At 65.3% G+C, this 23368-nt stretch carries 25 protein-coding genes; 14 read left to right on the top strand and 11 right to left on the bottom strand.

Features of this window, described 5'->3' with window-relative positions; all coding sequences use genetic code 11:
* Positions 1 to 132 precede the first annotated feature (132 nt).
* A complete protein-coding gene (locus tag AC4D2Q_RS01460; RefSeq protein ID WP_490926539.1) occupies positions 133 to 909 on the bottom strand; it encodes an amino acid ABC transporter ATP-binding protein in 777 nt (258 codons plus the stop codon).
* 137 nt (positions 910 to 1046) lie between these two features.
* Here AC4D2Q_RS01460 and AC4D2Q_RS01455 point away from each other — a divergent pair, with 137 nt between their 5' ends.
* From AC4D2Q_RS01455 to AC4D2Q_RS01430, 6 genes are all read left to right on the top strand, one after another.
* Positions 1047 to 1817 carry an LOG family protein gene (locus AC4D2Q_RS01455; protein ID WP_490944430.1) on the top strand — a complete coding sequence of 257 codons (771 nt, stop codon included), beginning with the start codon at positions 1047 to 1049 and terminating at the stop codon, positions 1815 to 1817.
* A gap of 57 nt (positions 1818 to 1874) precedes the next feature.
* The gene (locus AC4D2Q_RS01450) at positions 1875 to 2231 is read left to right on the top strand and encodes a DivIVA domain-containing protein (protein ID WP_490944428.1); all 357 of its coding nucleotides are present in this window, start codon (positions 1875 to 1877) and stop codon (positions 2229 to 2231) included.
* Positions 2228 to 2806 carry a DNA-3-methyladenine glycosylase I gene (locus AC4D2Q_RS01445; RefSeq protein ID WP_490926542.1) on the top strand — a complete coding sequence of 193 codons (579 nt, stop codon included), beginning with the start codon at positions 2228 to 2230 and terminating at the stop codon, positions 2804 to 2806. The genes AC4D2Q_RS01450 and AC4D2Q_RS01445 overlap by 4 nt, the downstream gene beginning before the upstream one ends.
* Positions 2796 to 4052: a hypothetical protein gene (locus AC4D2Q_RS01440; RefSeq protein WP_490944426.1), complete on the top strand. Its 1257-nt coding sequence runs from the start codon at positions 2796 to 2798 to the stop codon at positions 4050 to 4052. The genes AC4D2Q_RS01445 and AC4D2Q_RS01440 overlap by 11 nt, the downstream gene beginning before the upstream one ends.
* 155 nt (positions 4053 to 4207) lie before the next feature.
* Positions 4208 to 4375: a DUF3117 domain-containing protein gene (locus AC4D2Q_RS01435; protein ID WP_354177852.1), complete on the top strand. Its 168-nt coding sequence runs from the start codon at positions 4208 to 4210 to the stop codon at positions 4373 to 4375.
* A 10-nt stretch (positions 4376 to 4385) separates the two neighbouring features.
* Positions 4386 to 6059 (top strand): leucyl aminopeptidase family protein, encoded by a 1674-nt coding sequence (locus AC4D2Q_RS01430; RefSeq protein WP_490944424.1) that lies wholly within the window; start codon positions 4386 to 4388, stop codon positions 6057 to 6059.
* A 20-nt stretch (positions 6060 to 6079) separates the two neighbouring features.
* On the opposite strand, the gene AC4D2Q_RS01425 is transcribed toward AC4D2Q_RS01430, so the two are convergent.
* Positions 6080 to 6715, bottom strand: coding sequence for an O-methyltransferase (locus AC4D2Q_RS01425; protein WP_490926545.1), 636 nt, complete (start codon positions 6713 to 6715; stop codon positions 6080 to 6082).
* Positions 6716 to 6953: 238 nt separating this feature from the next.
* Here AC4D2Q_RS01425 and sigE point away from each other — a divergent pair, with 238 nt between their 5' ends.
* The 3 genes from sigE to AC4D2Q_RS01410 all read left to right on the top strand — a co-directional run bounded on the left by sigE (position 6954) and on the right by AC4D2Q_RS01410 (position 9023).
* The gene (gene sigE / locus AC4D2Q_RS01420) at positions 6954 to 7565 is read left to right on the top strand and encodes an RNA polymerase sigma factor SigE (protein ID WP_490944422.1); all 612 of its coding nucleotides are present in this window, start codon (positions 6954 to 6956) and stop codon (positions 7563 to 7565) included.
* 5 nt (positions 7566 to 7570) lie between these two features.
* Entirely contained in the window at positions 7571 to 8527 is a 957-nt protein-coding gene (locus tag AC4D2Q_RS01415) for an anti-sigma factor family protein (protein ID WP_490944420.1), read from the top strand.
* Between the two features lie 73 nt (positions 8528 to 8600).
* Positions 8601 to 9023 carry a twin-arginine translocase TatA/TatE family subunit gene (locus AC4D2Q_RS01410; RefSeq protein WP_400931384.1) on the top strand — a complete coding sequence of 141 codons (423 nt, stop codon included), beginning with the start codon at positions 8601 to 8603 and terminating at the stop codon, positions 9021 to 9023.
* Positions 9024 to 9037: 14 nt separating this feature from the next.
* Here AC4D2Q_RS01410 and AC4D2Q_RS01405 read toward each other — a convergent pair whose 3' ends face one another.
* The 3 genes from AC4D2Q_RS01405 to AC4D2Q_RS01395 are packed head-to-tail and all read right to left on the bottom strand — an operon-like array spanning position 9038 to position 12074.
* A complete protein-coding gene (locus tag AC4D2Q_RS01405; RefSeq protein WP_490944418.1) occupies positions 9038 to 10180 on the bottom strand; it encodes an Mrp/NBP35 family ATP-binding protein in 1143 nt (380 codons plus the stop codon).
* Between the two features lie 3 nt (positions 10181 to 10183).
* On the bottom strand, positions 10184 to 10795 hold the full coding sequence (locus AC4D2Q_RS01400) for a DUF1003 domain-containing protein (protein WP_490926549.1): 612 nt from the start codon (positions 10793 to 10795) through the stop codon (positions 10184 to 10186).
* Complete coding sequence (locus AC4D2Q_RS01395) at positions 10788 to 12074, bottom strand: magnesium transporter (RefSeq protein WP_490944416.1); 1287 nt, start codon at positions 12072 to 12074, stop codon at positions 10788 to 10790. Before AC4D2Q_RS01395 ends, AC4D2Q_RS01400 begins: the two co-directional genes overlap by 8 nt.
* Before the next feature lie 219 nt (positions 12075 to 12293).
* Here AC4D2Q_RS01395 and AC4D2Q_RS01390 point away from each other — a divergent pair, with 219 nt between their 5' ends.
* Positions 12294 to 13148 carry a YflT domain-containing protein gene (locus AC4D2Q_RS01390; protein ID WP_490944415.1) on the top strand — a complete coding sequence of 285 codons (855 nt, stop codon included), beginning with the start codon at positions 12294 to 12296 and terminating at the stop codon, positions 13146 to 13148.
* A gap of 120 nt (positions 13149 to 13268) precedes the next feature.
* Here the strand turns inward: AC4D2Q_RS01390 and AC4D2Q_RS01385 are convergent, their stop codons facing one another.
* A complete protein-coding gene (locus AC4D2Q_RS01385) occupies positions 13269 to 14867 on the bottom strand; it encodes an aminopeptidase P family protein (RefSeq protein WP_490944413.1) in 1599 nt (532 codons plus the stop codon).
* A gap of 102 nt (positions 14868 to 14969) precedes the next feature.
* On the opposite strand from AC4D2Q_RS01385, the gene AC4D2Q_RS01380 reads away from it, so the two are divergent.
* A complete protein-coding gene (locus tag AC4D2Q_RS01380; protein ID WP_490944411.1) occupies positions 14970 to 15818 on the top strand; it encodes a PHP domain-containing protein in 849 nt (282 codons plus the stop codon).
* 4 nt (positions 15819 to 15822) lie between these two features.
* Here the strand turns inward: AC4D2Q_RS01380 and AC4D2Q_RS01375 are convergent, their stop codons facing one another.
* Together AC4D2Q_RS01375 and AC4D2Q_RS01370 are read right to left on the bottom strand one after the other, a co-directional pair.
* The gene (locus AC4D2Q_RS01375; protein WP_490944410.1) at positions 15823 to 16722 is read right to left on the bottom strand and encodes a DNA-methyltransferase; all 900 of its coding nucleotides are present in this window, start codon (positions 16720 to 16722) and stop codon (positions 15823 to 15825) included.
* Between the two features lie 19 nt (positions 16723 to 16741).
* Positions 16742 to 18361: a DEAD/DEAH box helicase gene (locus tag AC4D2Q_RS01370; RefSeq protein ID WP_490945689.1), complete on the bottom strand. Its 1620-nt coding sequence runs from the start codon at positions 18359 to 18361 to the stop codon at positions 16742 to 16744.
* Between the two features lie 454 nt (positions 18362 to 18815).
* Here AC4D2Q_RS01370 and AC4D2Q_RS01365 point away from each other — a divergent pair, with 454 nt between their 5' ends.
* Both AC4D2Q_RS01365 and AC4D2Q_RS01360 read left to right on the top strand, forming a co-directional pair.
* On the top strand, positions 18816 to 19523 hold the full coding sequence (locus tag AC4D2Q_RS01365; RefSeq protein WP_490944408.1) for a ferritin-like fold-containing protein: 708 nt from the start codon (positions 18816 to 18818) through the stop codon (positions 19521 to 19523).
* A 162-nt stretch (positions 19524 to 19685) separates the two neighbouring features.
* Positions 19686 to 20774, top strand: a complete 1089-nt coding sequence (locus AC4D2Q_RS01360; protein WP_490944407.1) for an SGNH/GDSL hydrolase family protein — start codon at positions 19686 to 19688, stop codon at positions 20772 to 20774.
* 10 nt (positions 20775 to 20784) lie between these two features.
* Here the strand turns inward: AC4D2Q_RS01360 and AC4D2Q_RS01355 are convergent, their stop codons facing one another.
* The 3 genes from AC4D2Q_RS01355 to AC4D2Q_RS01345 form a co-directional block, all read right to left on the bottom strand.
* Positions 20785 to 21087, bottom strand: a complete 303-nt coding sequence (locus tag AC4D2Q_RS01355) for a hypothetical protein (protein WP_490944405.1) — start codon at positions 21085 to 21087, stop codon at positions 20785 to 20787.
* Positions 21088 to 21161: 74 nt separating this feature from the next.
* The gene (locus AC4D2Q_RS01350) at positions 21162 to 21386 is read right to left on the bottom strand and encodes a DUF3107 domain-containing protein (protein WP_290169651.1); all 225 of its coding nucleotides are present in this window, start codon (positions 21384 to 21386) and stop codon (positions 21162 to 21164) included.
* A 47-nt stretch (positions 21387 to 21433) separates the two neighbouring features.
* The gene (locus AC4D2Q_RS01345) at positions 21434 to 22048 is read right to left on the bottom strand and encodes a TetR/AcrR family transcriptional regulator (protein WP_490926558.1); all 615 of its coding nucleotides are present in this window, start codon (positions 22046 to 22048) and stop codon (positions 21434 to 21436) included.
* Between the two features lie 116 nt (positions 22049 to 22164).
* On the opposite strand from AC4D2Q_RS01345, the gene moeB reads away from it, so the two are divergent.
* Entirely contained in the window at positions 22165 to 23355 is a 1191-nt protein-coding gene (gene moeB / locus AC4D2Q_RS01340) for a molybdopterin-synthase adenylyltransferase MoeB (RefSeq protein WP_490944404.1), read from the top strand.
* The last annotated feature ends 13 nt before the right edge of the window (positions 23356 to 23368 follow it).

Here is a 23368-nt window from a genome sequence, read left to right as displayed (position 1 = left end):
GCATAGCGGCCTCCCGGACGGGTTGGCCTTCTTCAAGGGGTTGCCCCCATCTGGTGAATCGGGTGGATCTGGTGCGGGTGGAACGAGGAAAACTGCCGAAGCTGTGGAGCTCCGGCCATGAGGTGCGGCGCCCTAGTGGGCGAGGATCTTGCCCAGGAAATCCTTGGCGCGGCGGCTCTGCGGGCGGGTGAAGAACTCCTCCGGAGTGGCCTCTTCAACGATCTGTCCGTCGGCCATGAACACCACGCGGTCGGCGGCCTTGCGGGCAAACCCCATTTCGTGGGTAACCACGATCATGGTCATGCCTTCCTTGGCCAGGCTCACCATGGTGTCCAGGACTTCGTTGATCATTTCCGGATCCAGTGCCGAAGTGGGTTCATCAAAGAGCATGACCTTGGGCTGCATGGCCAGTGCACGGGCAATAGCCACCCGCTGCTGCTGGCCGCCGGAAAGCTGGGCCGGAAGCTTGTTGGCCTGGTTGGCCACGCCCACCCGCTCCAGCAGTTCCATCGAGAGCTTCTTGGCTTCGGCGGACTTCATGCCCTTTACCTTGACCGGGCCCAGGGACACGTTGTCGAGGATGGTCTTATGGGCAAACAGGTTGAAGGACTGGAAGACCATGCCGACGTCGGCACGAAGCTTTGCGAGTGCCTTTCCCTCTGCCGGCAGCACTTTGCCGTCAATGGAGATTTCTCCGTCATCAATCGTCTCGAGCCGGTTGATGGCGCGGCAGAGTGTGGACTTTCCGGAACCGGAGGGGCCAATCACCACCACCACTTCGCCGCGGGCAACATCAAGGTTGATGTTGCGCAGGACGTGGAGGTCGCCGAAGTGCTTGTTGACGTTCTTAAGCGAGACAAGAGGAGCAGCAGAATCAGGCGTCGCGCCTTCAGTTGTGTCACGGGTCATAAGAAGAAAGATATCCAATGATTGTGTCCAAGATGTGTCCTGGTCCACATTTCGTCCGCAATCGTGACGCAAGAGCAACCAAACCGCTCCGGCGGCGGGTGTGAGATCCCGGACATGCATGTGGCTACCCTTGAAGCATGGAATTCAGCGACAACACATCCCGTGGACGAACAGGCGCACCCCGTAAGCGCGGTCCCGTGGAGCTGCGCCGGGCGCAGGCCCGGGCACCCCAATCGGACCGCTACCTGCTTGACTCCTCCGATCACACGCATTTCACGCATACGGATCCGTGGCGGGTGCTGCGCATTCAGAGCGAGTTCGTGGAAGGGTTCGGCAGCTTGTCGGAGCTGGGTCCGGCGGTCAGTGTTTTTGGTTCCTCCCGCAGCGTGCCGGGTTCTCCCTATTACAAGCTGGGCGAAGAAGTGGGCCGGCTGCTTGCGGAAGAGGGGCTGGCCGTCATCACCGGGGGCGGACCGGGCTCCATGGAAGCAGCGAACAGAGGGGCCGTCGAGGCCGACGGACTGTCGGTGGGCCTGGGGATTGAGCTTCCGTTCGAAACCGGCCTGAATGAGTGGGTGGATCTGGGCATCAACTTCCGCTACTTCTTTGTGCGCAAGACCATGTTCGTCAAATATGCCCAGGGCTTCATTGTGCTTCCCGGCGGGTTCGGAACCATGGATGAACTTTTCGAGGCCATGACCCTGGTCCAGACCCAGAAGGTCACTTCCTTCCCGATCGTGCTCATCGGAACGGACTTCTGGGGCCCCCTGATGGACTGGATCAAGGGCACCCTGCTGGCTGAGGGGATGGTTTCCGCGAGGGACCTGGACCTGATCCACGTCGTGGACGACCCGGCGGAAGCCGTTGAGCTGATGATCAGCGACAGTGCCGGGCACGTCTCGCCGTAGTCCGGCTTCGGCGCCGGAAACAGGAAGGGTCCGGGTCCGGTCTGGCACGATGGTCCTGTGACAACCTTTTTGGTCTTCGTAGCCGTAATAGCAGCAGGGGCCGTGGCTCTGGCAGCAACAGGGATCCTGCCCCGCCGCACGTCCGGTCCGGTTGCCGGTCCAGTTGCCGCCGGCGGTCCCGGTCTGGCCGAACCTGATCCGCGGCTGCCGCCGGTCCTGCTGCCGGACCACGTCCAGCCGGCGGATATCGGCAGGCTCCGGTTTTCGGTGGCTCTGCGCGGGTACCGGATGGACCAGGTGGACGCTGTCCTGGCCCGGCTGGAATCCGCCCTTGCCGAGCGTGATGCTGCGCTCGCGGCAGCGGCCGAACGGCCTCCGGGCCGCGCTCCCCAGGATCCGGGGACGCCTTCATGAGCACTGTGGCGGGAGCCGACGGGCTGCTGCGCTGCCCCTGGGCCGTCGCGAGCCCCGATTACCAGCAGTACCACGATGAGGAATGGGGCCGTCTGGTCACGGGTGAAAGTGCCCTGTATGAACGTCTTTGCCTGGAGGCCTTCCAGTCCGGCCTGAGCTGGATCACGATCCTGCGCAAGCGTCCCGCCTTCCGGGAGGCCTTTGCGGGCTTTGATCCGGAAGCGGTGGCCCGGTTCACCGACGCGGACCGGGCACGGCTCATGGCAGACGCAGGCATTGTCCGCAACCGCGCAAAGATCGACGCCGCCATCGCCAACGCCCGTGCGCTCCTGGACCTGCCCGACGGCGAGAGCCTGGAGTCGCTGCTCCTGGCGCACCGGCCGGCCTCTGAACGGCCCGCACCGCGGGACATCTCCGACGTTCCGGCCATTACGCCGGAGTCAACAGCCCTGGCGAAGGCCCTCAAGAAGCGGGGCTTCCGTTTTGTCGGGCCCACCACCGCCTACGCAATGCTGCAGGCTACCGGTTATGTGAACGACCATTTGGAAAGCTGCTGGGTCCGCAATGCCGGATAGCGCGGCCCCGGAACGGGAGATCCGTCCGCCGTCGCGCGTCAACGCTGCCCTGATACGCACCGCGGGCCGCGCGGCTGCGGTCTTCCACCGATGGCCGTGGTACTGGAAGGTCCTGGCGATCTGGGCACTGGCCCGCCTCTTCTCGTTCGCCGTACTGGTGGCAGTGGCTGCCCAACAGGGGCTGAACCCCTGGGGGTGGGCGGGACCGCCGTCGTACCTGCAGTTCATCGGAGCATGGGACAGCGAGTGGTACCAGCGCATATTTGCCGGCGGCTACCCCGACGAAATCCCGCGCGACGCGACGGGACGGGCGCAGGAGAATCAATGGGCCTTCTATGCGCTCTTTCCGGCACTTGTGCGGGCGCTCGCGGCCGTCACCGGGCTCGGCTGGGAAATCCTCGCCCCGCTGGTCGCCACCGCCGCGGGGTTTGGTGCCGCCCTGATGATGTACCGCCTTTTTGTGCTGCGGGCCTCTTCGGCAGCGGCGCTCTGGGGAGTCCTGTTAGTGGCCGTGAGCCCGGTGTCACCCATCCTGCAGATACCCTACGCGGAGTCGCTGAACCTGCTCCTGCTGGCGGCGTCGCTGTATCTGCTGGTGACCCGCCGGTATCTGCCCGCAGTGCCCGTGGTCCTGCTGATGTGCCTGTCCCGGCCGGTGGGCGTGGCCTTTGCCCTGATGATGGGCATTCTCTTCCTGCGCCGCTGGGTGCTCCGCAAGCAGGCAGCCTTCCCCCGGGCCGAAGCGCTGCAGATGGGCGTTCTGACGGCGGCCTCCGGCATCGGAGCTCTCGTCTGGCCGGCAATCGCCTGGGTGTACACGGGCGACCTGCGTGCATACACGGACACAGAGACCGCATGGCGCGGAGACACCCTGCTGTTGTTTCAGCCGTGGATTGGTGAAGCTGAACGTCTTTTCGGGCCGGTCATGGGTCCGGCGGCCTTGCTGGTGCTGCTGGCGCTTACGGCAGCATGCTTGATGTCCGAACCGGTGCGCCGGCTCGGCGTTGAGATGCAAATGTGGTGTGCGGCGTACGTGCTGTACCTGCTGGCTTTCCTGAACCCGCTGACCAGTACGTTCCGGCTGCTGCTGCCGCTCTTCCCGCTGGGCTTGGCCCTGGCGTCCCTCAGCGGTTCCCGCGCCTACCGCACAGCTGTGGCGCTGGCCTTCCTGGCACTGCAGATCGTATGGGTGGCATGGCTGTGGAGATGGACTCCGCTGCCCGGCGGAGGGGATTATCCACCCTAGGCCTGTGGCGGGGAACACACGAAATTTCGTTTGCGTCACCTTTGTGCGGAATAATGAAGGCAATTGCCGCCGGAGCAGCTTTTGAAGCCGTGCGACAGAGGATTACATGTGACTGGGGGACAGCCCGCAGCGCATTGTGAAAGGGGAACTGGAACATGGCTGCTATGAAACCGCGTACAGGGGATGGGCCAATGGAGGTCACCAAGGAAGGGCGAAGCCTGATCCTGCGGGTGCCGATTGACGGCGGGGGGCGTCTCGTCGTTGAGCTGAACGCCGAGGAAGCGGGAATGCTCAAGGACTGCCTTCTGGGCGTTACGAGCTAGGACACCACCCATGCAGCGAGCTCCCAGAGGTTCATCCAAGGCCGCCCCGTCCACCGGGGAGGCCTCCGGGCCTGCGATGCCGGACACCGCCACGACGGCTGTGTCCGCAGCGGAGCGGCTGCACCCACGGACCGGCGCCCCCACCGCCGGCACCGGGCTGCACCCGGCACCTGAGGAGGGAATTGACGTCCTGGCCGTGGCCATGGCGGCGGCTCCGGAAACCTCAGTGCGGGACGATACCGAGGAAGCGCTGCATCCCACTCCGCAGCCCCGGAGGGGTGCCGTTGAAACGGCACTCTGGTACGGGGTTGATGTTGCCGCCCGGGCGGCAACGGCGGGGATCACCGGCAAGGCCGGGGAAACCCTATTGGTGGAGCCGCCGTCGGGTAAAACCGGTGAGCTGCCTGCAAAACTGATTTATCTGGGTGTCGGGGATGAAAGCGTTGCGGGCATGCGCCGCGCAGGTGCGGCGCTTGCCCGGGCAACCCGGGGTGCCCGCCGGATCCGGGCAGCCGTGGTTGACGGTCTGGTCCCCGAGGCACAGCAGGCCTTCCTGGAAGGCTTCTTCCTGGGCGGATACCGCGCCCCGCGGCAGGGTAAATCACCGGCCGGGCCGCCCGTGGCCCAGGAAATGCAGCTGACCGGCCTGGATCCCGAGGCTCTCCGTCTGGCCCAAATCACTGCCCGCGCCGTCTGGCTCGCGCGGGACCTGACCAACCTTCCGCCGGACGTCGCCACTCCGGAATGGATGGCGGCCCAAAGCCGTGTAGTCGCTGACCGTTCCGGCCTTTCCATCTCCGTGCTGGACGAGGCAGAACTTTCACAGCAGGGATTCGGCGGCCTGACGGCTGTGGGATCCGGCTCGGCAAATCCACCGCGGCTGGTGCAGGTCTCCTATCAGCCCTCCGGCGGGGCAGCTGCTTCCGGGCAGCATATTGTGCTGGCCGGCAAGGGCATCACCTTTGACTCCGGCGGCATTTCATTGAAGCCGCGGGAAGCGATGATGAGCATGAAGATGGACATGGCCGGAGCGGCCGTAGTCCTGGCCGCTGTTGAGGCAGCCGCGGCACTGGAACTGCCCCACCGGGTCACCGGAATCCTGGCCCTGGCCGAAAACGCCATTGGTGCCTCCGCCTACCGTCCCGGCGACGTTGTTGCCACCTACGGCGGAACCACGGTGGAGATCGGCAACACGGACGCTGAAGGCAGGATTGTCCTGGCTGACGCGCTCGCCTATGCAGCTGCCGAGCTGGCTCCGGACGTCCTGGTGGACATCGCCACCCTCACCGGTGCCGCGGCTCTGGGCCTGGGCCAGCAGTACGGGGCCGTATTCTCCAATACCGCGCAGCTGCTCAGCGCGATGGAGAAGGCGGGAAGCGCCTCAGGTGACCGGGTCTGGCCGCTGCCGCTGGTGCAGGAGTATGACTACGCCCTTGCCTCGGACACTGCCGACCTTGCCCATGTGGCGCCTCCGGCCCTGAAGTTCGGTGCCGGAGCAATTGTTGCCGCTTTGTTCCTGGAGAAGTTCGTGGACGGTGCTCACTGGGTGCACCTTGATATTGCAGGGCCAATGCGGGCCGGTACGGACAGCCACGAAATCGCGAGGGGCGCCACCGGCTTCGGCACGCGTCTGCTGATCAGCTTCCTGCGGGACGCGTCGAGCCTGAACCTGGCTGCGGAGTAGCCGGGCCCCTACCGGTCCGGCTAGCTGATCTTCACGGCCAGCAAGAGGCCGTCGCCGGTGGGGAGCAGGGACGAAACGAGCGCTTCATTCTCCCGGATGGCTTTTCCGACCTTGCGCATGGTGTTCGTGGTGGCTTCGCGGATGGCGGGGTCTGAAACCTTGTCATGGTCCAGGGCATCGTTGACCACCAGCAGCCCGCCGCGCTTGAGGAGGCGAACGGCCTGCGTCACGTAGAGCGGGAAGGACGGCTTGTCCGCGTCGATGAAGACCATGTCATAGGCGGCGTCGGTAAGCCGGGGGAGGACCTCGGCGGCCCGTCCGGAAATGGTGCGCGTCCGGTTCCCGGGCACTCCGGCCTCACGGTAGGCCTCCCGTGCTGCACGCAGGTGATCCACGTCCGAATCAATGGTGGTCAGGACCGACTGGCGGCCCAGTCCCCGCAGCATGCAGACGCCGGAGATGCCGGCGCCGGTGCCGATTTCCACCACTGTCTGCGCCTTGGACGCTGCAGCCAGAACGGTGAGAGCGGCTCCGACCCCCGTGGACACCGGAGTGACCCCCAGCTCATGGGAACGTTCCCGCGCGCGCAGCAGCACTTCGTCCTCGAAGGGCAGCCCCTCCGTGTAGGACCAGCTGGTCTGCTTGTCGGCGCTCATTGGTGTCACTTTCATTGGAGTGGTCAGTGCTCAGTCAAGCTTAAGGCCCGGCGGCGGTCTGCTCCGCACCAGGCGGGACCTGGACTGCTCCGCCGCGCCCGCTCTGCCTTGTGCGCATGCGCTGGGGGTGCTAACAGAGAATTCCCAGATTGATGCGTCAACATTATATGCAGGATTAGTGCAAGGGATTCGTTTCGCCGCGTGCGCGATGGCATTGCCCCAGGGAAGGAGGAAGACCTTGACGAACACGTCCCCAGCGCCAGCCGAAGGCCCGGCGGAACCTGAGTGGGTTCGGCCCACCTGGGAGGAAGTGGTAACGGCACATTCGGCCAAAGTCTACCGGCTGGCCTACCGTCTGACCGGTAACCGGCACGACGCCGAGGACCTCACCCAGGAGGTGTTTGTCCGTGTCTTCCGTTCCCTGGCGAACTTCCAGCCCGGCACCCTCGACGGGTGGCTGCACCGCATCACCACGAATCTCTTCCTCGACCAGGCCCGGCGCAAGAGCCGGATCCGATTTGACGGCATGACCGAAGAAGCGGAAAGCCGGCTGCCGAGCAACGGGCCCGGGCCCGAGCGGAGCTTCGAGTTCAACAACCTTGATGTCGACATCGCCCGGGCTTTGGACGAGCTTCCCCCTGACTTTCGCGCTGCCGTGGTCCTCTGTGATCTTGAAGGGCTGTCCTACGACGAAGTGGCGAATGCCCTCGGAGTCAAGCTGGGCACTGTTCGGTCCCGGATACACCGCGGCAGGACCATGCTGAAAGAGAAGCTGGCACACAGGAACCCCGGGCTTCGCGCCCAGAGCGCTCCGCGGCTCAAGCTTCCCCGAGTGGCGGGCGCCAGCTGACATCCATGCGACATCCCAAACGCCTCCTGCAGGAGTATCTGGACGGTCAGGCAACCCCCTCCCGCGCTGCGGCAGTGCAGGCCCACCTCCAGCGTTGTGCTGCGTGTCGAGCCGACGTAGCCAAGGAACGCCGCCTGCGCAGCCGCCTGCGCTCCCTGGAAGTACCTGCGCCCAGCCCGGATCTGCGTGCACGGATTGAGCGCACCGTACACATAGCCGGGAACCAGGCAGCCGGGAACGGGGAGAGCGGGGGCTATGCCGCCAAACCTGCGTCTTACCCCTCCAGAACACATCGCCGCAGAATCGTGACGGCAGCAGGACTCCTCGCAGCCGCAGCAGGGATGGTCTTGTCCACTGCCTACCTCCTGGGCGGATGGGCGCAGGACTCCTCCCCCCAGCAGGCATCGCCGGGGTTGGCTGCGGGGTGGACCGAAGTCACCGGGGGCGAAGAGGTCCACGCGCTGGCGCCGGAGCAGCTGGCAGAACTGCGGGTGCGAGGTTGGGCATGCCCCGAGCTGGCTTCCGCGGGCATGACCATGGTGGGGGCCAGGGCAGCACGCGTTGACGGGCAGCCGGCCGTGATCATGACGCTGGAAGGCAACGGCGGCACAGTGACCGTCTACGAGACACACCCCGAATCCTCGTCCGAAGAAGCAGCGGTGGACGGGGTGAGCGGACGCCCGGTTTCAGAGGAGGGATTCGTCCTCCGGGAACAGACCCCCGGACGCCCGCAGGTTTGGACGCATCCGCAGCGTCCGCACCGGGCCGTCCTGGCCTCGCACCGGGTGACTTACACCATTGAGGCAGCGCCGCCGGGGGATGTCCTGGAAGAAGCTGTCTCCGAGATCTCCCTGTCAGAGTCTTCCCGCCTGGTGCTGCACGCACCGGATACAGCACAGGGCATCTGGGACAGGATTCGGAACGGGCTGGCCGTGATGGCCGGCGGAGGGCCGCGGGAATGACCGGATTGCGGACAGGAAATCCCACTCGCCCGTCAACTGGCCTGCAGCGCCGCTGGAAAGGTAGTCTTCACAGGTGATCGGAATCAACGGCTATGAGCTGCTCGTCCTGGCAATCCTTGCCGTGGCGGTGCTGGGCCCTGAGCGGCTCCCGGAATATGCCTCCCAGCTTGCCCGTCTTGTCCGCGAAGTGCGGCGGATGGCCACCGGCGCCCGGGAGCAGCTCCGCGAAGAGGTCGGCCCGGAAATCGACGAGGTGGATTGGCGCAAGCTTGATCCGCGCCAGTACGATCCGCGCCGAATTATCAAGGAAGCCCTGCTTGACGATTTCGAGAACGCCGTAAAGCCTGTCAACACACGGCCAGCCGCTGCTGCTCCGCGCGGCAGCACCCACGCCCCGGGCACGGAAAATGCGGCACCGTCTGCTCCGCCGGCGGTCAAGCCGCTGATGCGGCTGCAGAACGGCGAACGCGCTCCCTTCGACACCGAAGCCACCTAGGCCCGGCGGACAGCTCAGCGCGGAGTAACGCCCAGCAGCAAACCCGACAACCCGCGGGGACGGCGCGCCAGGGACGCTGCAATCCGCCGCAGCTCCGCACCCGCAGAGCCTTCCACAGCAGCTGCCTCCGAGAGCACCACCGGCGCTCCGGAATCCCCGCCTGTGCGCAGATCCACATCGAGCGGAATGCTGCCCAGCAGCGGAATGTCCTTGCCGAGCGCATCACTGAGCCGCTGAGCCACCAGGGCTCCTCCGCCTGAGCCGAAGAGCTCCATCCGTTCACCCGTCGGCAGCTGCAGCCAGGACATGTTCTCGATGACGCCTGCCACGCTCTGACCGGTTTGGGAAGCCACTGTTCCCGCACGTTCGGCGACGTCAGCTGCGGCTGCCTGCGGGGTGGTCACCACCAAAATTTCCGACTGCGGCAGGAGCTGCGCCACCGAAATGGCAATGTCTCCGGTTCCGGGCGGAAGGTCCAGGAAAAGGACGTCGAGGTCCCCGAAATACACGTCAGTGAGGAACTGCTCCAACGCGCGGTGCAGCATGGGCCCGCGCCAGGCCACCGGAGCGTTGTCCGCAACGAACATGCCGATGGAAATGGTCTTGATGCCGTAAGCCACGGGCGGGAGGATCATTTCGTCCACCCGTGTGGGGGCCTGCGTGATGCCCAGCAGGCCGGGAACGGAGAACCCGTGCACGTCCGCATCCACGATTCCCACCCGCAGGCCGGCGGCGGCCATTGCCGCGGCGAGATTCACGGTGACGCTTGATTTCCCCACGCCGCCCTTGCCGCTGGCTACCGCGTAGACGCGGGTGAGCGAGCCCGGCCGGTTGAAGGGAATGTCCTTGACGCCGCCGGGGCCGCGCAGCTTTTCCTTCAGGGCGGTGCGCTGATCAGGAGTCATGACACCGAGGTCCACCCGGACCCCGGTTACTCCCTCGACGCCGGACAGGACACGCTCGACGTCGGCGGTAATCGTCTGGTGCAGCGGGCACCCGGCAATGGTGAGCAGCACGCCTACGGAGGCGACGCCGTCGTCGTCCACCGAGACGGCGCTGACCATCCCCAGTTCGGTGATTGGCCGTCGAAGCTCCGGGTCCAGGACCGCATCCAGCGCGGCCAGGGCGCGGTCGGCCGCGGATTGCAGTGGTGCCACGCTTTAGTTTTCCCTCCCGCCGGGATTGAGCTTGGGCATGTGTTCAGTCACCGCGGAGGCTCCCGAATTATCCGGACGACGGCGCTGGCTGCGCTTCGAAGGGGCATCATCGGACGGATCGTTGGCTTCGAGCAATTCTTCAAGGAGGCTGCGCAGCTCTGATCGGACGTAGTCACGGGTGGCGACTTCACGCAGGGCAATGCGCAGCTCCGCGATTTCCCGGGTCAGGTACTCGGTGTCCATCAGGTTGCGCTCGGCGCGTTCGCGGTCCTGACGCACGGAGACCCGGTCCCTGTCATCCTGCCGGTTCTGGGCAAGCAGCAGCAGGGGAGCGGCGTAGGAGGCCTGCAGGGAGAGCATCAGGGTCAGCACGGTGAAGCCCAGCGCGGCCTGGTCAAACCGGAGGGGTTCAGGGCCCCAGGTGTTCCACGCCAGCCAGACGGCGCAGAATACGGTCATGTAGACCAGGAACTGCGGGGTGCCCATAAAACGGGCAAAATTCTCGGTGGCGTGGCCGAAGGCGTCCGGGTTGGGAGACAGCCGGGGAAGCCACCGGGTACGGGCGGTCCGGGGTGTATCCAGGCCGCTGGTCTGCGACTTGATTTTTTCAGCCATGGGTCCTTCCCTGCTTTGCATCTGTGGGGGCGTCGTCGGAGGCACGCCAGTCATCGGGGAGGAGGTGGTCCAGGACGTCATCCACTGTCACCGCCCCCACCAGACGGCCGCCGTCGTTGACGACGGGCAGCGAGTTGAGGTTATAGGTGGCCAGCATCCGGGAGACTTCGCTGATGCTCGCGTAGTCCCGGACGGGTTCCAAGTCCGTATCTAGGATATTCCCCAGCGCTTCGGGGGGAGCCGAGCGGAGCAGCTGCTGGATATGCACGACGCCGAGGTAGCGTCCCGTGGGGGTCTCCAGCGGAGGCCGGCACACATAGATGGAGGAGGCCAGCGCGGGTGTCAGCTCCTCGCGGCGGACATGTGCGAGGGCTTCGGCGACTGTTGCCTCGGGCGGGAGAATGACCGGAACAGGGGTCATCAGCGACCCGGCGGTGTCCTCTTCGTAATTCAGCAGCCGCCGGACATCACGTGCGTCCTCGGGGTCCATCAGCTGCAGGAGCTCTTCCTTCTGCTCTTCCGGCAGCTCATTGAGCAGGTCCGCGGCGTCGTCGGGGTCCATTTCCTCCAGCACATCGGCCGCGCGCTCGACGTCCAGGGACTGCAGGATCTGGACCTGGTCATCGTCCGGCAGCTCCTGCAGCACATCGGCGAGCCGTTCGTCCTGGAGCTCGCTGGCCACTTCGATGCGGCGCTTGCCGCTCATCTCGTGCAGCGCATCGGCGAAGTCCGCGGCCTTCAGGTCATCGTTTTGCGCCACAAAGGAGGTGGCCGCCTGGGGACCGGAGGTATCCCAGTGGATGATGTCCTTCCAGTCCACGATCATCTGTTCGCCGCGGCGGCGCAGGGGACGCAGACGGGATTCCGATCCGCCCCGGCGCACGAAGAGGTTGGAAACGTGCCAGTCACCGGCACGGTTCTGTTCAATGGCAATGTCTTCGATGGTGGCGGTGCCGCTGCCGTCGCGCAGCTCCACCCGACGGTCAAAAAGCTCTCCGACCACCAGCATCTCCGCGCCGCGCTGATCAAAGCGGCGCAGATTCACGAGGCCGGTGCAGATGATCTGCCCCGGATCCATCGAGGTGACGCGGGTCAGCGGGACGAATACCCGCTTCTTGCCGGGAACCTCCACCACAATGCCCACGGCCTGCGGCGGGCGCCCGGGGCCGCGGTCCAGTACGACGGCGTCACGCAGGCGGCCCAGACGGTCGCCCAGGGGGTCGAAAACGTCGAGGCCGAGCAGGCGTGCGATGAAGACTCGGGTAGGATTTTTGCTCACATTCTTAGGCTACGTGGTGCCCGCCCCTTCCGCCGTATCGGGGACCACTGCCCGGCACCCCTTCCTCGACCCGGCGGGAGCGGTTCCGGTGCCGTTCGTTCACTTCGAGCGATACCTCCACCACGCAGACCCGTTGTGGGAGAGAATGGAGAAATGTCTAACCTCTTCGGTTCAAAGCCGCCAAGCGATCAAGGCCGCGCCCTCCCACAAGGGGAAACGGTGGGCCGTTACACCGCCTACCTGGACGCCCAGAAAGCAGTGGACTATCTGGCAGACAACAAGTTTCCGGTTCAGATGGTTTCCATCATCGGAAACGAGCTGAAGTCGGTGGAACGCGTCACCGGAAGCTTGTCCTATCCCAAGGTGGCGCTGTCCTCCGCCGCCACCGGTGCCTGGTTCGGCCTTTTCGTCGGTTTGGCGCTAATGCTTTTTGCCGGCGGAGAGAGCTACATTTCCCTGCTTCCGCCGATCGCACTGGGTGCGGTCTTCTGGCTGCTTTTCGGGGTGCTGGCCTACGCCCTTCAGCGCGGCAGGCGGGACTTCACCTCCATCAGCCAGGTGGTTGCCACCAGCTACGACGTCATCGTGGCACCGAAGGCTGCCAACGATGCCCGGCGGCTGCTTCAGCAGCTGCCGATGGTAGGACAGCACGGCCATCCGCAGCCGCCGCACCGTCCTCCCTACCAGGGCCCGCAGCAGGGTCAGGGCCCGTACCAGGGCCAGCAGGGCGGGCCCGCCGGTCCCGCACCGGAACGGCCCGCAGGATGGACCGATCCCTACGCCGGCGGGAACGGCCAAAACCAGCCTGCCGGCACCGGTGCGCACAGCGTCGGATCCAACCCCGCTGCGGATGCTCAGGCACCTGCCGGAGGCGTGCCCCGCGGACAGTTCCCGGATCTGCCCGACGGCCGTCCGCAGTATGGAGTCCGGCTTCCCGCCGCTCCTGCCTCGGCCCCCGGAAGTGACCGGCCCAACCAGGACGCTGACGCCCCGAAGACGCCGCCGGTTACTGCTGCTCATCACACCGGTGAGGGACAGAATTCCGACGGCGACGCCGGAACAGGTAACAGGTAACAGCAGGCATCATTAACGGCAGGCATCATTAACAGCAGAGGCTCCGCACCCAAGGTGCGGAGCCTCTGCTGTTGCTGCTGCCCGTGTCAGCCGGATGACGGCTTCCGGGCAGGCCATGCGTTATTCGGCGGCGTAGATTCCGGCCATCCAGTTTTCAACATCTTCCGGGTTGCGCGGCAACGCGGCGCTGAGGTTTACGGGGCCCTCGGCGGTGATCAGGATGTCATCCTCGATCCGCACGCCAATGCCGCGGTACTCCTCGGGAACGGAGAGGTCCTCGTTCTTGAAGTAGAGGCCCGGCTCGATCGTGAACACCATGCCCTCGGTGATGACGCCGTCCAGATACAGTTCCTTGCGGGCCTGCGCGCAGTCGTGGACATCCAGGCCGAGGTGGTGGCTGGTGCCGTGCGGCATCCAGCGCCGGTGCTGCTGTCCCTCATCCGAAAGCGCCTCTTCCAGGGACACCGGCAGCAGACCCCAGTCGGACAGGCGCTCGGCCAGGACCTTGACGGCCGCTGCATGGACATCGCGGAACTTCGCGCCCGGCTTGGCCGCAGCAAAGCCGGCGTCAGCGGCGTCGAGGACCGCCTGGTAGATCTTGCGCTGGACCGGCGAGTAGGTGCCGTTGACGGGCACCGTGCGGGTGATGTCGGCAGTGTAGAGGCTGTCCGCCTCAACGCCCGCGTCCAGGAGCAGCAGTTCACCGGCGTTGACGGTTCCGTTGTTGCGGATCCAGTGCAGCACGGTGGCGTTGTTGCCGCCGGCAGCGATGGTGTCGTAGCCGAGGTCATTGCCTTCTTCCCGGGCACGGGCAAAGAATGCGCCTTCGACAACTCGTTCGCCGCGGGGATGGGCAATGGCGCGGGGCAGTGCCTTGACGACCTCGGTGAAACCGTTGACGGTGGCGGCAACCGCGGCCTCCATCTGCTTCACTTCCCAGTCATCCTTGATCAGGCGCAGCTCGGAAAGGGCCTCGGTGAGTTCACCGTCCAGAGCATCGAGGGCACTGAGGTCCACGTTTTCGGGATCCATGGCGGTGTTGTAGCGGACGGTGTCCACCAGCGCATCAACCATCTCGTCCACCTTGCGGAGCAGGCGCACGGAGATGCCTCCGAACTGGGGGTCGCCTACGTTGTTGGTGATGGCTGTTTCGGCCTCATCCAGGTGGCGGGTCGGCAGGTCCAGCATGGCGCTGACCTGTTCCAGGCCCAGGCGGGAGCCGATCCAGAACGCGCCGTAGCGGGCGTTGGAGTAGAACTCTTCGCTGTCGGTTCCGGCCAGCGGACGGAAGTACAGGACGGCAGTGTGGTTGCCGCCGTCGTCGCCCGTTCCCGGTTCCACCGGCTCCATGACCAGTACGGCGTCGGGCTCGCGGTCCAGGCCCAAACCGGTCAGGTGGGCAAAACCGGAGTGCGGCCGGAAACGGTAATCAGTGTCATTGGAGCGGACCTTCAGCGGTCCGGCGGGGATGACGAGGCGCTCACCCGGAAAACGCTCGGACAGGGCACGACGGCGCTTGGCGGCGTACGGGGCAACTTCGTCGCGGGCGGGAAGCTCTGCGTTATCCTCGGCCCAGCCGGTGGACATGAATGCCTTGTAGGCCTCGTTGGAGGGCTTTTGCGAGCGGTTGTTTACGCGGTCATCCAAGGGCTGCCCTTCGGACAACTCCCCGATTCCCGACGTGTCGGCGGTGGTCAATGGATTCGCATCAGTAGTCACCCTTCAATGGTCTCACTGAGCGGACGGGGCGGCCAAACATCAGCGGAAGGTTCTGCCTGCGGGTCCAACCCGGGAAAGCGCCGGAGCAAGTAGATTGATCAGGTGAGAATCGACCTGCACACGCACTCAACAGTTTCCGACGGAACCCAGCCGCCGGCGGAGGTGATGCGCTCAGCCAAAGAAGCCGGGCTGGACGCAGTGGCGCTGACGGACCACGACTCCACTGCGGGGTGGCAGGAAGCTGCAGACGCCGCCCGGAAACTGGAGATCACCCTGGTGCCCGGGATGGAGGTGTCCTGCCGCAGCAGCGAAGGCATCAGCGTGCATGTGCTCTCCTACCTCCACGACCCCGCAAGTCCGGAACTGCTGGCAGAAATCGGCCGGTCCCGCTCGGCGCGGGTGTCCCGGGCGGAGATGATGGTCCAGCGTCTTTCGGAGGATTTCCCCATCGACTGGGAGCTGGTGCAGCAGCATGTGGCTCCCGGGGCCACCATCGGACGGCCGCACATTGCGGATGCGCTCGTGGCCGCGGGCGTTGTGCCGAACCGCTCGGCCGCCTTTTCCGGCATTCTTACGGCACGCTCACGCTACTTTGTTGCCCACTATGCCCCGGACCCGGCCCGCGCCGTCGAACTGATCCGGAAAGCCGGGGGAGTGCCGGTGTTTGCCCACCCCGTGGCCTCTTCGCGGGGCCGCGTGGTGGGTGAAGCGACATTCCGGGAGATGATCGACGCCGGTCTCATGGGGGTGGAGGTGGACCATCGCGACAATCCGGATGAGGGCCGTGCCTGGCTGCGCCGGCTGGCCGAAGAGAACTCGCTGCTGATGACCGGTTCCAGCGATTATCACGGGACGGGCAAACCCAACCGGCTCGGTGAATGCACCACCGCGCCGGAGGTTTTGGAACAGATCGAGTTCCGAGCCACCGGCTCGCCCGTGGTCCGGAACTAAGGCGCTACACCGCGCCGGCTGCCGCTGACTCTGCTGCTGAGCCGAGGGAAACGACGTCGGCCGCATGTCCGAGCCGCTTGGACATCACCTCGATGGCCTGCGGGTTGGCGTCCACGCAGACAAACCTGCGGTTCAGCTTGGCAGCCACGGCGCCGAGAGTGCCGGACCCGGCAAAGAAATCCAGCACCCAGTCGCCTTCGCGGCTGCTGGCAGCCACGGTGCGGCGGAGCAGGCCCTCGGGCTTTTGCGTGGGATAGCCGGTCTTCTCCTTGCCGGTGGGAGAAACAATGGTGTGCCACCAGACATCGGTGGGCAGCTTCCCCAGTGCCACCTTTTCCGGAGTGACCAAGCCCGGCGCCATGTACGGCTCGCGGTCCACTTCAGCATTGTCGAAGTGATAGGAGGCCGGGTTCTTGACGTAGACCAGGATGTTGTCGTGCTTGGCGGGCCAGCGGTTCTTGGCCCGTCCGCCGTAGTCGTAGGCCCAGATGATTTCGTTGAGGAAGCAGTCCCGGCCGAACAGGGCATCCAGCATGACCTTTGCGTAGTGCACCTCGCGGTAATCCAGGTGCACGTACAGCGTTCCGTCGTCGGCGAGCAGCCGCCAGGCTTCAGCCAGCCGGGGCTCCAGGAAAGCCCAGTAGTCCTCAAAGGCGTCGTCGTAGCTGGACAGCAGGCCCTTAACGGTGCTGTAGCTGCGGCCCTTGAAGCCGATGCGGTCTCCGCTGCCGTCGGTGTTGCGGACCATGGTGGTCTGCTGGCGGCGCTGGGACCGGCCTGTATTGAAGGGCGGGTCCACGTAAATCATGGTGAAGGCACCGTCCGGCAGGGTTGGCAGGAACACCGCGTTGTCCGCGTGTACCACCAGCGACCTGCCGGACGGTGACCAAAGGGGAATGCTCATGGGCTGTGGTGCTGCCCGGCTATTCGGCTGCGGGTGCTGAATTGCCCACTACTTCGCCGTTGCGGCGGCGAGTGCGGCTGCGGCTGCGGCGGGGACGGTCCGCAGAAGTATCAGCGGCTGCAGCGGGTGCCTCGGCAGTGCGTACCGGTGCTGCCTGCTGGTCATCCGAACGGCGTGAATCGTTCCGCTTTTCGGTGCGTGCACGATCTCCGCCGCCGCTGCGGGGCCGGTCGCCGCGGGTGCCGCCGGCGCGTTTCCGGTCTCCGCCGCGGGTGCTGTCGCGGGAGCCGTCACGGGCAGGGGCGGCGGCGTTCTTCTTGCCGGTCTCGCCCAGGTCCTCAATCTTCTCCGCGTCGATGCCGGCGTGCGTGCGCTTGTTGCGCGGCAGCCGTCCCTTGGTGCCTGCCGGAATGTTCAGGTCCGTGTACAGGTGCGGCGAGGAGGAATACGTTTCCACGGGCTCGCCCTGGTCCAGGCCCAGGGCCTTGTTGATCAGGCCCCAGCGGGGAACGTCGTCCCAGTCAACAAACGTGACGGCGGTTCCCTTGTGGCCGGCGCGGCCCGTGCGGCCGACGCGGTGCAGGTACGTCTTCTCGTCTTCCGGGCACTGGTAGTTGATGACGTGGGTGACGTCATCAACGTCGATGCCGCGGGCGGCAACGTCGGTGGCCACCAGCACGTCCACCTTTTCGTTGCGGAAGGCTCGCATAGCCTGTTCGCGGGCGCCCTGGCCCAGGTCTCCGTGCATGGCGGCGACGGCAAAGCCGCGGTCCGTCAGCTCCTCGGAGAGCTTGGCGGCGGTGCGCTTGGTCTTGGTGAAGATGATGGTGCGGCCGCGGCCCTCGGCCTGCAGGATCCGGGACACAACTTCGCTCTTGTCCAAGTTGTGGGCACGGTAGACAACCTGGCGGATGTCCTTCTTGGTCAGGCCTTCGTCATCGGGATCCGCTGCCCGGATATGCGTGGGCTTGGTCATGTAGCGGCGGGCCATGGCGACGACGGCGCCGGGCATGGTGGCCGAGAACAGCAGCGTCTGGCGCACTGCAGGAGTAGCCGCCATCAGCGTTTCAACGTCCGGCAGGAAGCCGAGGTCCAGCATCTCGTCGGCCTCGTCGAGGACGACGATGCGAACGTTCTTCAGCGAAAGGTGCTTCTTGTTGTACAGGTCGATCAGGCGTCCCGGAGTACCGACGACGATTTCCACGCCGGCGGTGAGGGCCTCTATCTGGGGCTCGTAGGCGCGGCCGCCGTAGATCGTGACGATGCGGGCACCGCGGCGCTTGGCTGCGGTGGACAGGTCACCGGCCACCTGGACTGCGAGTTCACGGGTGGGCACCACGATCAGGGCCTGCGGAGCACCGGGCACGGCGAGGGACGCGTACGCTTCGTCGTCGGGCGCGATCACTCGCTGGATGGCGGGAATGCCGAACCCGAGCGTCTTGCCGGTACCGGTCTTGGCCTGGCCGATGATGTCATGGCCGCCGAGGGCTACGGGCAGCGTCATCGACTGGATCGGGAAGGGATGCGTAATCCCGGCCTCGGAAAGGGACTGCACGATGTCGGAGCGGACGCCGAAATCTGCAAACGTCAGTTCCGGAATAATGGCCGCTGCCTGCGACGTGGCAAGTGTTTCGGCCACGTTCAAAGCTTCATTGCTGTCATCAGCGGTGAGATGCCGGGTTTCGTCTACCTGGGAGAGTTCAGAGTTCAATTAAATACCGTTCAGTTAGGCATCGCGGCACCATGCTCAACGAGTGGCTGTGGAAGCCCATACCGGAGCTAATGGCGCGCGCAGGATGCGTCCAGCGGAAGCCGATCGCGGGCTAACAACTGCAGGTCCGCCGCGGTGCATCGGGCACGGGCGACGGCCAAAAATATCAAGATCGCGTAGGTATTGCGGGTCTGGCTAAGGTCTATCAGAGATGTGTAAGACGACCGGGCATCCATTACTACCCTTTAAGTCTACCCGGTGGGCGCCGGTGACTGCGCATTGGCGGCGCAGGCGCGCGGAGCGTCAGATCCGCCGTGAACGGCGCGGCGGCACGGATTCGCGGCTGCGGGTTTCGTCCGCAGGCGGCGGTACGCTGGGTTCCATGACACACCGGACTCCTCCCGAGCTTGATTCCGTTAGCACCCAGCCGGTTTCGGGCGGCATTTACCACCGGTTCCTGGCTGATCTTTTTGGAGTCATGGCCTACGGGGAGCTTTCTGCGTTTGAACGCATGTCCTCAGATGCCCGGTTTTCCCCGACACTGCACGACCGCACGGTTCTTGGCGGGCTGGCGGTGCGCGAATACGAGCATTTTGAGCGCGTCACCGGGCACCTGCGCACGCTGGGAATCGACCCCGAGACGGCAATGCGGCCGTTCCAGGCGTCGCTGGACGCATTCCACGACCGGACCAGGCCGGCGGACTGGTTTGAGTCGCTGATGAAGTTCTATGTCACCGAGGCCATCTCCGATGACTTTTACCAGCAGATTGCCTCCCGGCTGGATGCCGTGACGGCCGAGCTGGTGCTGGGGCTGCAGGAGCCGGAGCCCGCCGGTGACATCCTGGAAGCCCGGCTGCAGCAGGCGCTCTCCGATGATCCGCGGCTTGCCTCCCGGCTGGCCTTGTGGGGCCGGCGGCTGGTGGGCGAGGCGCTGACCCAGGCCCAGCGCGTGGTCCTGGAACGCGCTGTCCTGGGCGGGCTGCTGCAGGGAACGGACCAGGGACTCTATGAGGATGAGCTGAAGTCTGTGTTCGCTGCGTTGACCCGCAACCACTCGCGCCGAATGAGCCGGCTGGGACTCACCGCCTAGCCGGAAAAATCTGTAGTTTTGGGCGGGCGCGGCGCACCTGAACCGGACGGCGGCCGATATACGCTGTGCCCGTCGGGCAGGGACTGTTCTCCCGCCCCGAAGCCGGTCATCAGCGCCGGCGAAACCTTATCGTCCCCGGGGGGACAGTCTTTGGGGGACGGCATGGCCGGCAAATCTGCTCTGAAACGCACTGTGTTGTATGCCTGCGCAGCGGCACTGGCGGTGTCGGGAGCGTCGACAGACAGCTCTGCCCCCCAACCTGATGAGCAGCGCGTTTCGGTGCAGGCCGCGGCAGGCAACGGTCAGGAGGCTGCCGAGGCCGAGGAAATACTCTCCGGGACCGACCGGCAGGACATTGGCGCTGTCGGGAGGCCGGGGGCAGATTCGGAAGTTTCCGCCGGCCCGGACTTGCCCGCAGCATGTCCGGCACCGGTCGCCTGCACCCGGCCGCTCCCCACGGAAGTGGTCCGCTGGACCGCCGAAACGGGAGCCGTGACCCTGAACAAATCGGTGGATGAGCTGAGCCGGCGGGAGGACTTTGCGTATCTGGGCCGGCCGGTGAGCTCCGAATACAGCAGTGCCGGCGTGTACCGCACCGACTTTGAGCACGGTGCGTTGATCCGCGTGCCGGAATTGAACCGGATTATGACCCTGGAAGCCAACGTCGCCGGATCAGCCGTCGTCATCGGCGACTCGCAGGCCGGCCCCGGCAGCTGGATGGACCAGGGACTGGCCGGGCTGGGTTACCGGACATATCTGCGGGGCGCCGGCGGTACGGGCTATGTCTCGGGCAACGGAACCGTCGACAACTATTACACCGCTCTAACCACGCAGCAGTGGCTGCTGCCGTGGGGGAACCCCAAATTGGTGGTCCTTCAGGGCGGGGGAAATGATGCCGGGAGGGCAACGAATGCGGAGATTGCCGCAGAGGCGGCTCGCATGATCGGCGAAGTCCGCCGCACCTATCCGCACTCCCGCTTAGTGATGATCGGGGTTATTTCCTCCGGAACTGACTCCTTCGGAAGCCAGCGCACTGCAGTGAACTCCCTGCTGGGCGACGTGGCCTCGAAACACGGCGTTCAGTTCCTGAGCGTGGGGGACTGGTGGACCAGGTTTGGGCTGGGCGGCTATCTAGAGCCTGACGGCCGGCATTTCACTGCTGCCGGACAGAAGGCGGCCGGCGGAATTCTGTCACGCGAACTCGGGACCCTGCTCGCTGCCGACTCGGGAAGCACCGGAGCCGGCAGCTGAACCGGGACAGTTAGAGGCGCAGCACCCGCTCGAGTTCGGCGGTGTCCTGCGATTCCCGCAGGGGAGCCACGGCCAGCGCTGTTATGACTGCGGCCACCGCACCGGCACAGGGCGGCAACGCCCACGCAAGCCAATGAAGATCCGGATCCGATCCGATGCCGCCCAGCTGCAGGAAAACCCACAGCACCATGGCAGCGGCAACGCAGACGCCCGGGAGCAGGAAAAGACCGTAGCGGGACCGGCGGCGGTCCACTGCCCGGATCAGGAAACCGGCCGACAGCGCGGCGAGTGCAACAACCACCAGGCTGATCATTGTCCGGACTCCTGAGCGACGGGACGTACTGCGCGGGACCGCATGTGCGGACCCGCTGTGAATGACGGAGAAACCTACAGAGCGCCGAAACCGACGCGGCGGACCTCTTCGGCGCCGATTTCCACGTAGCCGATGACTCCTGCGGGAACCATGATGAGGCGGCCCTTGTCATCCTTCAGGCGCAGTTCCTTTTGGCCGTTCAGGGCCTCCGCCACGACGTCGGCAACGGCGTCAGCGCTCTGGCTCGACTCAAAGACGATTTCCCGGCCAACATTCTGAATACCGATTTTTACTTCCACCGTGGTGCCTCCTGTATTAACGAAACGTAGCTGCTGAAAAATCTACTCTAGATTTCCTTGGGGAACCGGCTGATTCCGCGCCAAGCTAAACGATAGACAAGTTCGGAGGCCGCATCGATGTCCAGGTCCCCGTCCGTCTCGAGCCAATAACGGGCGCTGACCTGCGCCATTCCTGCCAGCGCCCGCCCCAGCAGGGTTGCCTCCACGGGGGAGAGCTTGGTGTCCTCGGCTATGACACCGGCGATGCTGGCCGCGAAGCGCGCATTGAATTCTTCAATCCGTGCGCTGATTTCCAGGTCATTCGTCAGATCGGACTCAAAAACCAGCCGGTGGCCCTGGCTGTCCTGGGCCACGAAACGGAAGTAGGCCCGCATGGTTTCGCGCACCCGCAGCTTGTTGTCCGTCGTAGAGTTCAAGGCAGTGGTGAGGAACTCCGTCAGGGTTCCCAGATGATCCTCCAGCAGCGCCAGATACAGCTCCCGCTTACCCGGGAAATGCTGGTAAAGGACCGGCTTGCTGACCTGGGCCGCCTCCGCGATGTCATCCATGGCCGCACCGTGAAAGCCATTGCTGACGAAGACTTCCTGCGCGGCGTTCAGCAACTGGCGCCGGCGTTCCTCCCGGGGGAGCCTGGTCGACTTGCCGGTTTGCTGGTTGCTCACGTGTACGGACCTCTCAAGGGCTGCGGGCCAAGGTGGCCGGACAATAGCCCCCAGTTTACCCACGGGTACTGCGCCCAACAGGTTCCGCAGCACGTTTGGGGACTAGATTGGGAGTCATGAGTGAGCCAAACGCCGCGCTGCCGCCGCTGGTGGAACCCGCCGCCGGACTGACAGACGAGGAAACACTGCGCTATTCACGGCACCTGATCATTCCGGAATTTGGAATTCCTGCCCAGCAGCGGCTGAAGAATGCCCGCGTCCTGGTCATTGGCGCCGGCGGACTCGGATCTCCTGCGCTGCTTTACCTCGCCGCGGCAGGAGTGGGAACCCTGGGCATTGTCGACGACGACACCGTGGACGCCTCCAACCTGCAGCGCCAGATCATCCACGGAGTGTCCGACGTTGGCAGCTCCAAAGCCGAATCCGCGCGCCGGAGCATCCACGAACTCAATCCCCTGGTCCATGTCCGGCTGCACCCGGTGCGCCTGGACGTCACGAATGCCCTGGAGATCTTCGCCGACTATGACCTGATCCTGGACGGCACCGACAACTTCGCCACCCGGTATCTGGTCAATGACGCGGCCGAGATCCTGGGCAAACCCTATGTGTGGGGTTCCATCCTGCGTTTTGACGGCCAGGTCAGCGTGTTTTGGGGCCGGCACGGACCCACCTACCGGGACCTCTATCCCGAGGCGCCGCCGGCCGGTTCGGTCCCCTCCTGCGCTGAAGGCGGCGTGCTCGGCGTGCTCTGCGCCCAGATCGGCGCGGTAATGGTCAATGAAGCCGTCAAACTGATCACCGGTACCGGAGTAACGCTGCTGGGCCGGGTCCTGGTGCTCAATGCCCTGGACATGTCCTGGCGTGAAATCCGGGTCCGCAAGGACCCGGCAGCCGTGCCGGTGACGGAGCTGGAAGCGGATTATGACGCTTTCTGCGGGCTGCCGCCCCGCGCGGAAAGCACGGAAAACCGGGAGGAAGTTCCCGCCGTCGGCGTCCGGGAACTGCAGCAGCTGCTGGCAGCCCGGACCGCGGGGGAGCGGGACTTTGATCTGCTGGATGTCCGGGAGCCCGGGGAATACGCGATCGTGAGCATCGACGGCTCAGTGCTGATGCCGCGGGCCGGAATACTCTCCGGGGAAAGCCTTCCCGAGCGCGGCCGCGACCTGTATGTGCACTGCAAATCCGGGGGACGTTCAGCGGAAGTGGCAGCGTTCCTCAAGAGCCGGGGTTACGAGCGGGTGTTCAACGTTTCCGGTGGAATCCTGGAATGGGTGCGGGACATCGAACCCGCGAAAACCGTCTACTGATTCAGGGCGCCGG

It is taken from the genome of Arthrobacter sp. TJ-178 (assembly GCF_058269275.1).
The sequence above is the reverse complement of the archived record's forward strand: the minus strand, read 5'-3'. Positions and strand labels throughout refer to the sequence as shown.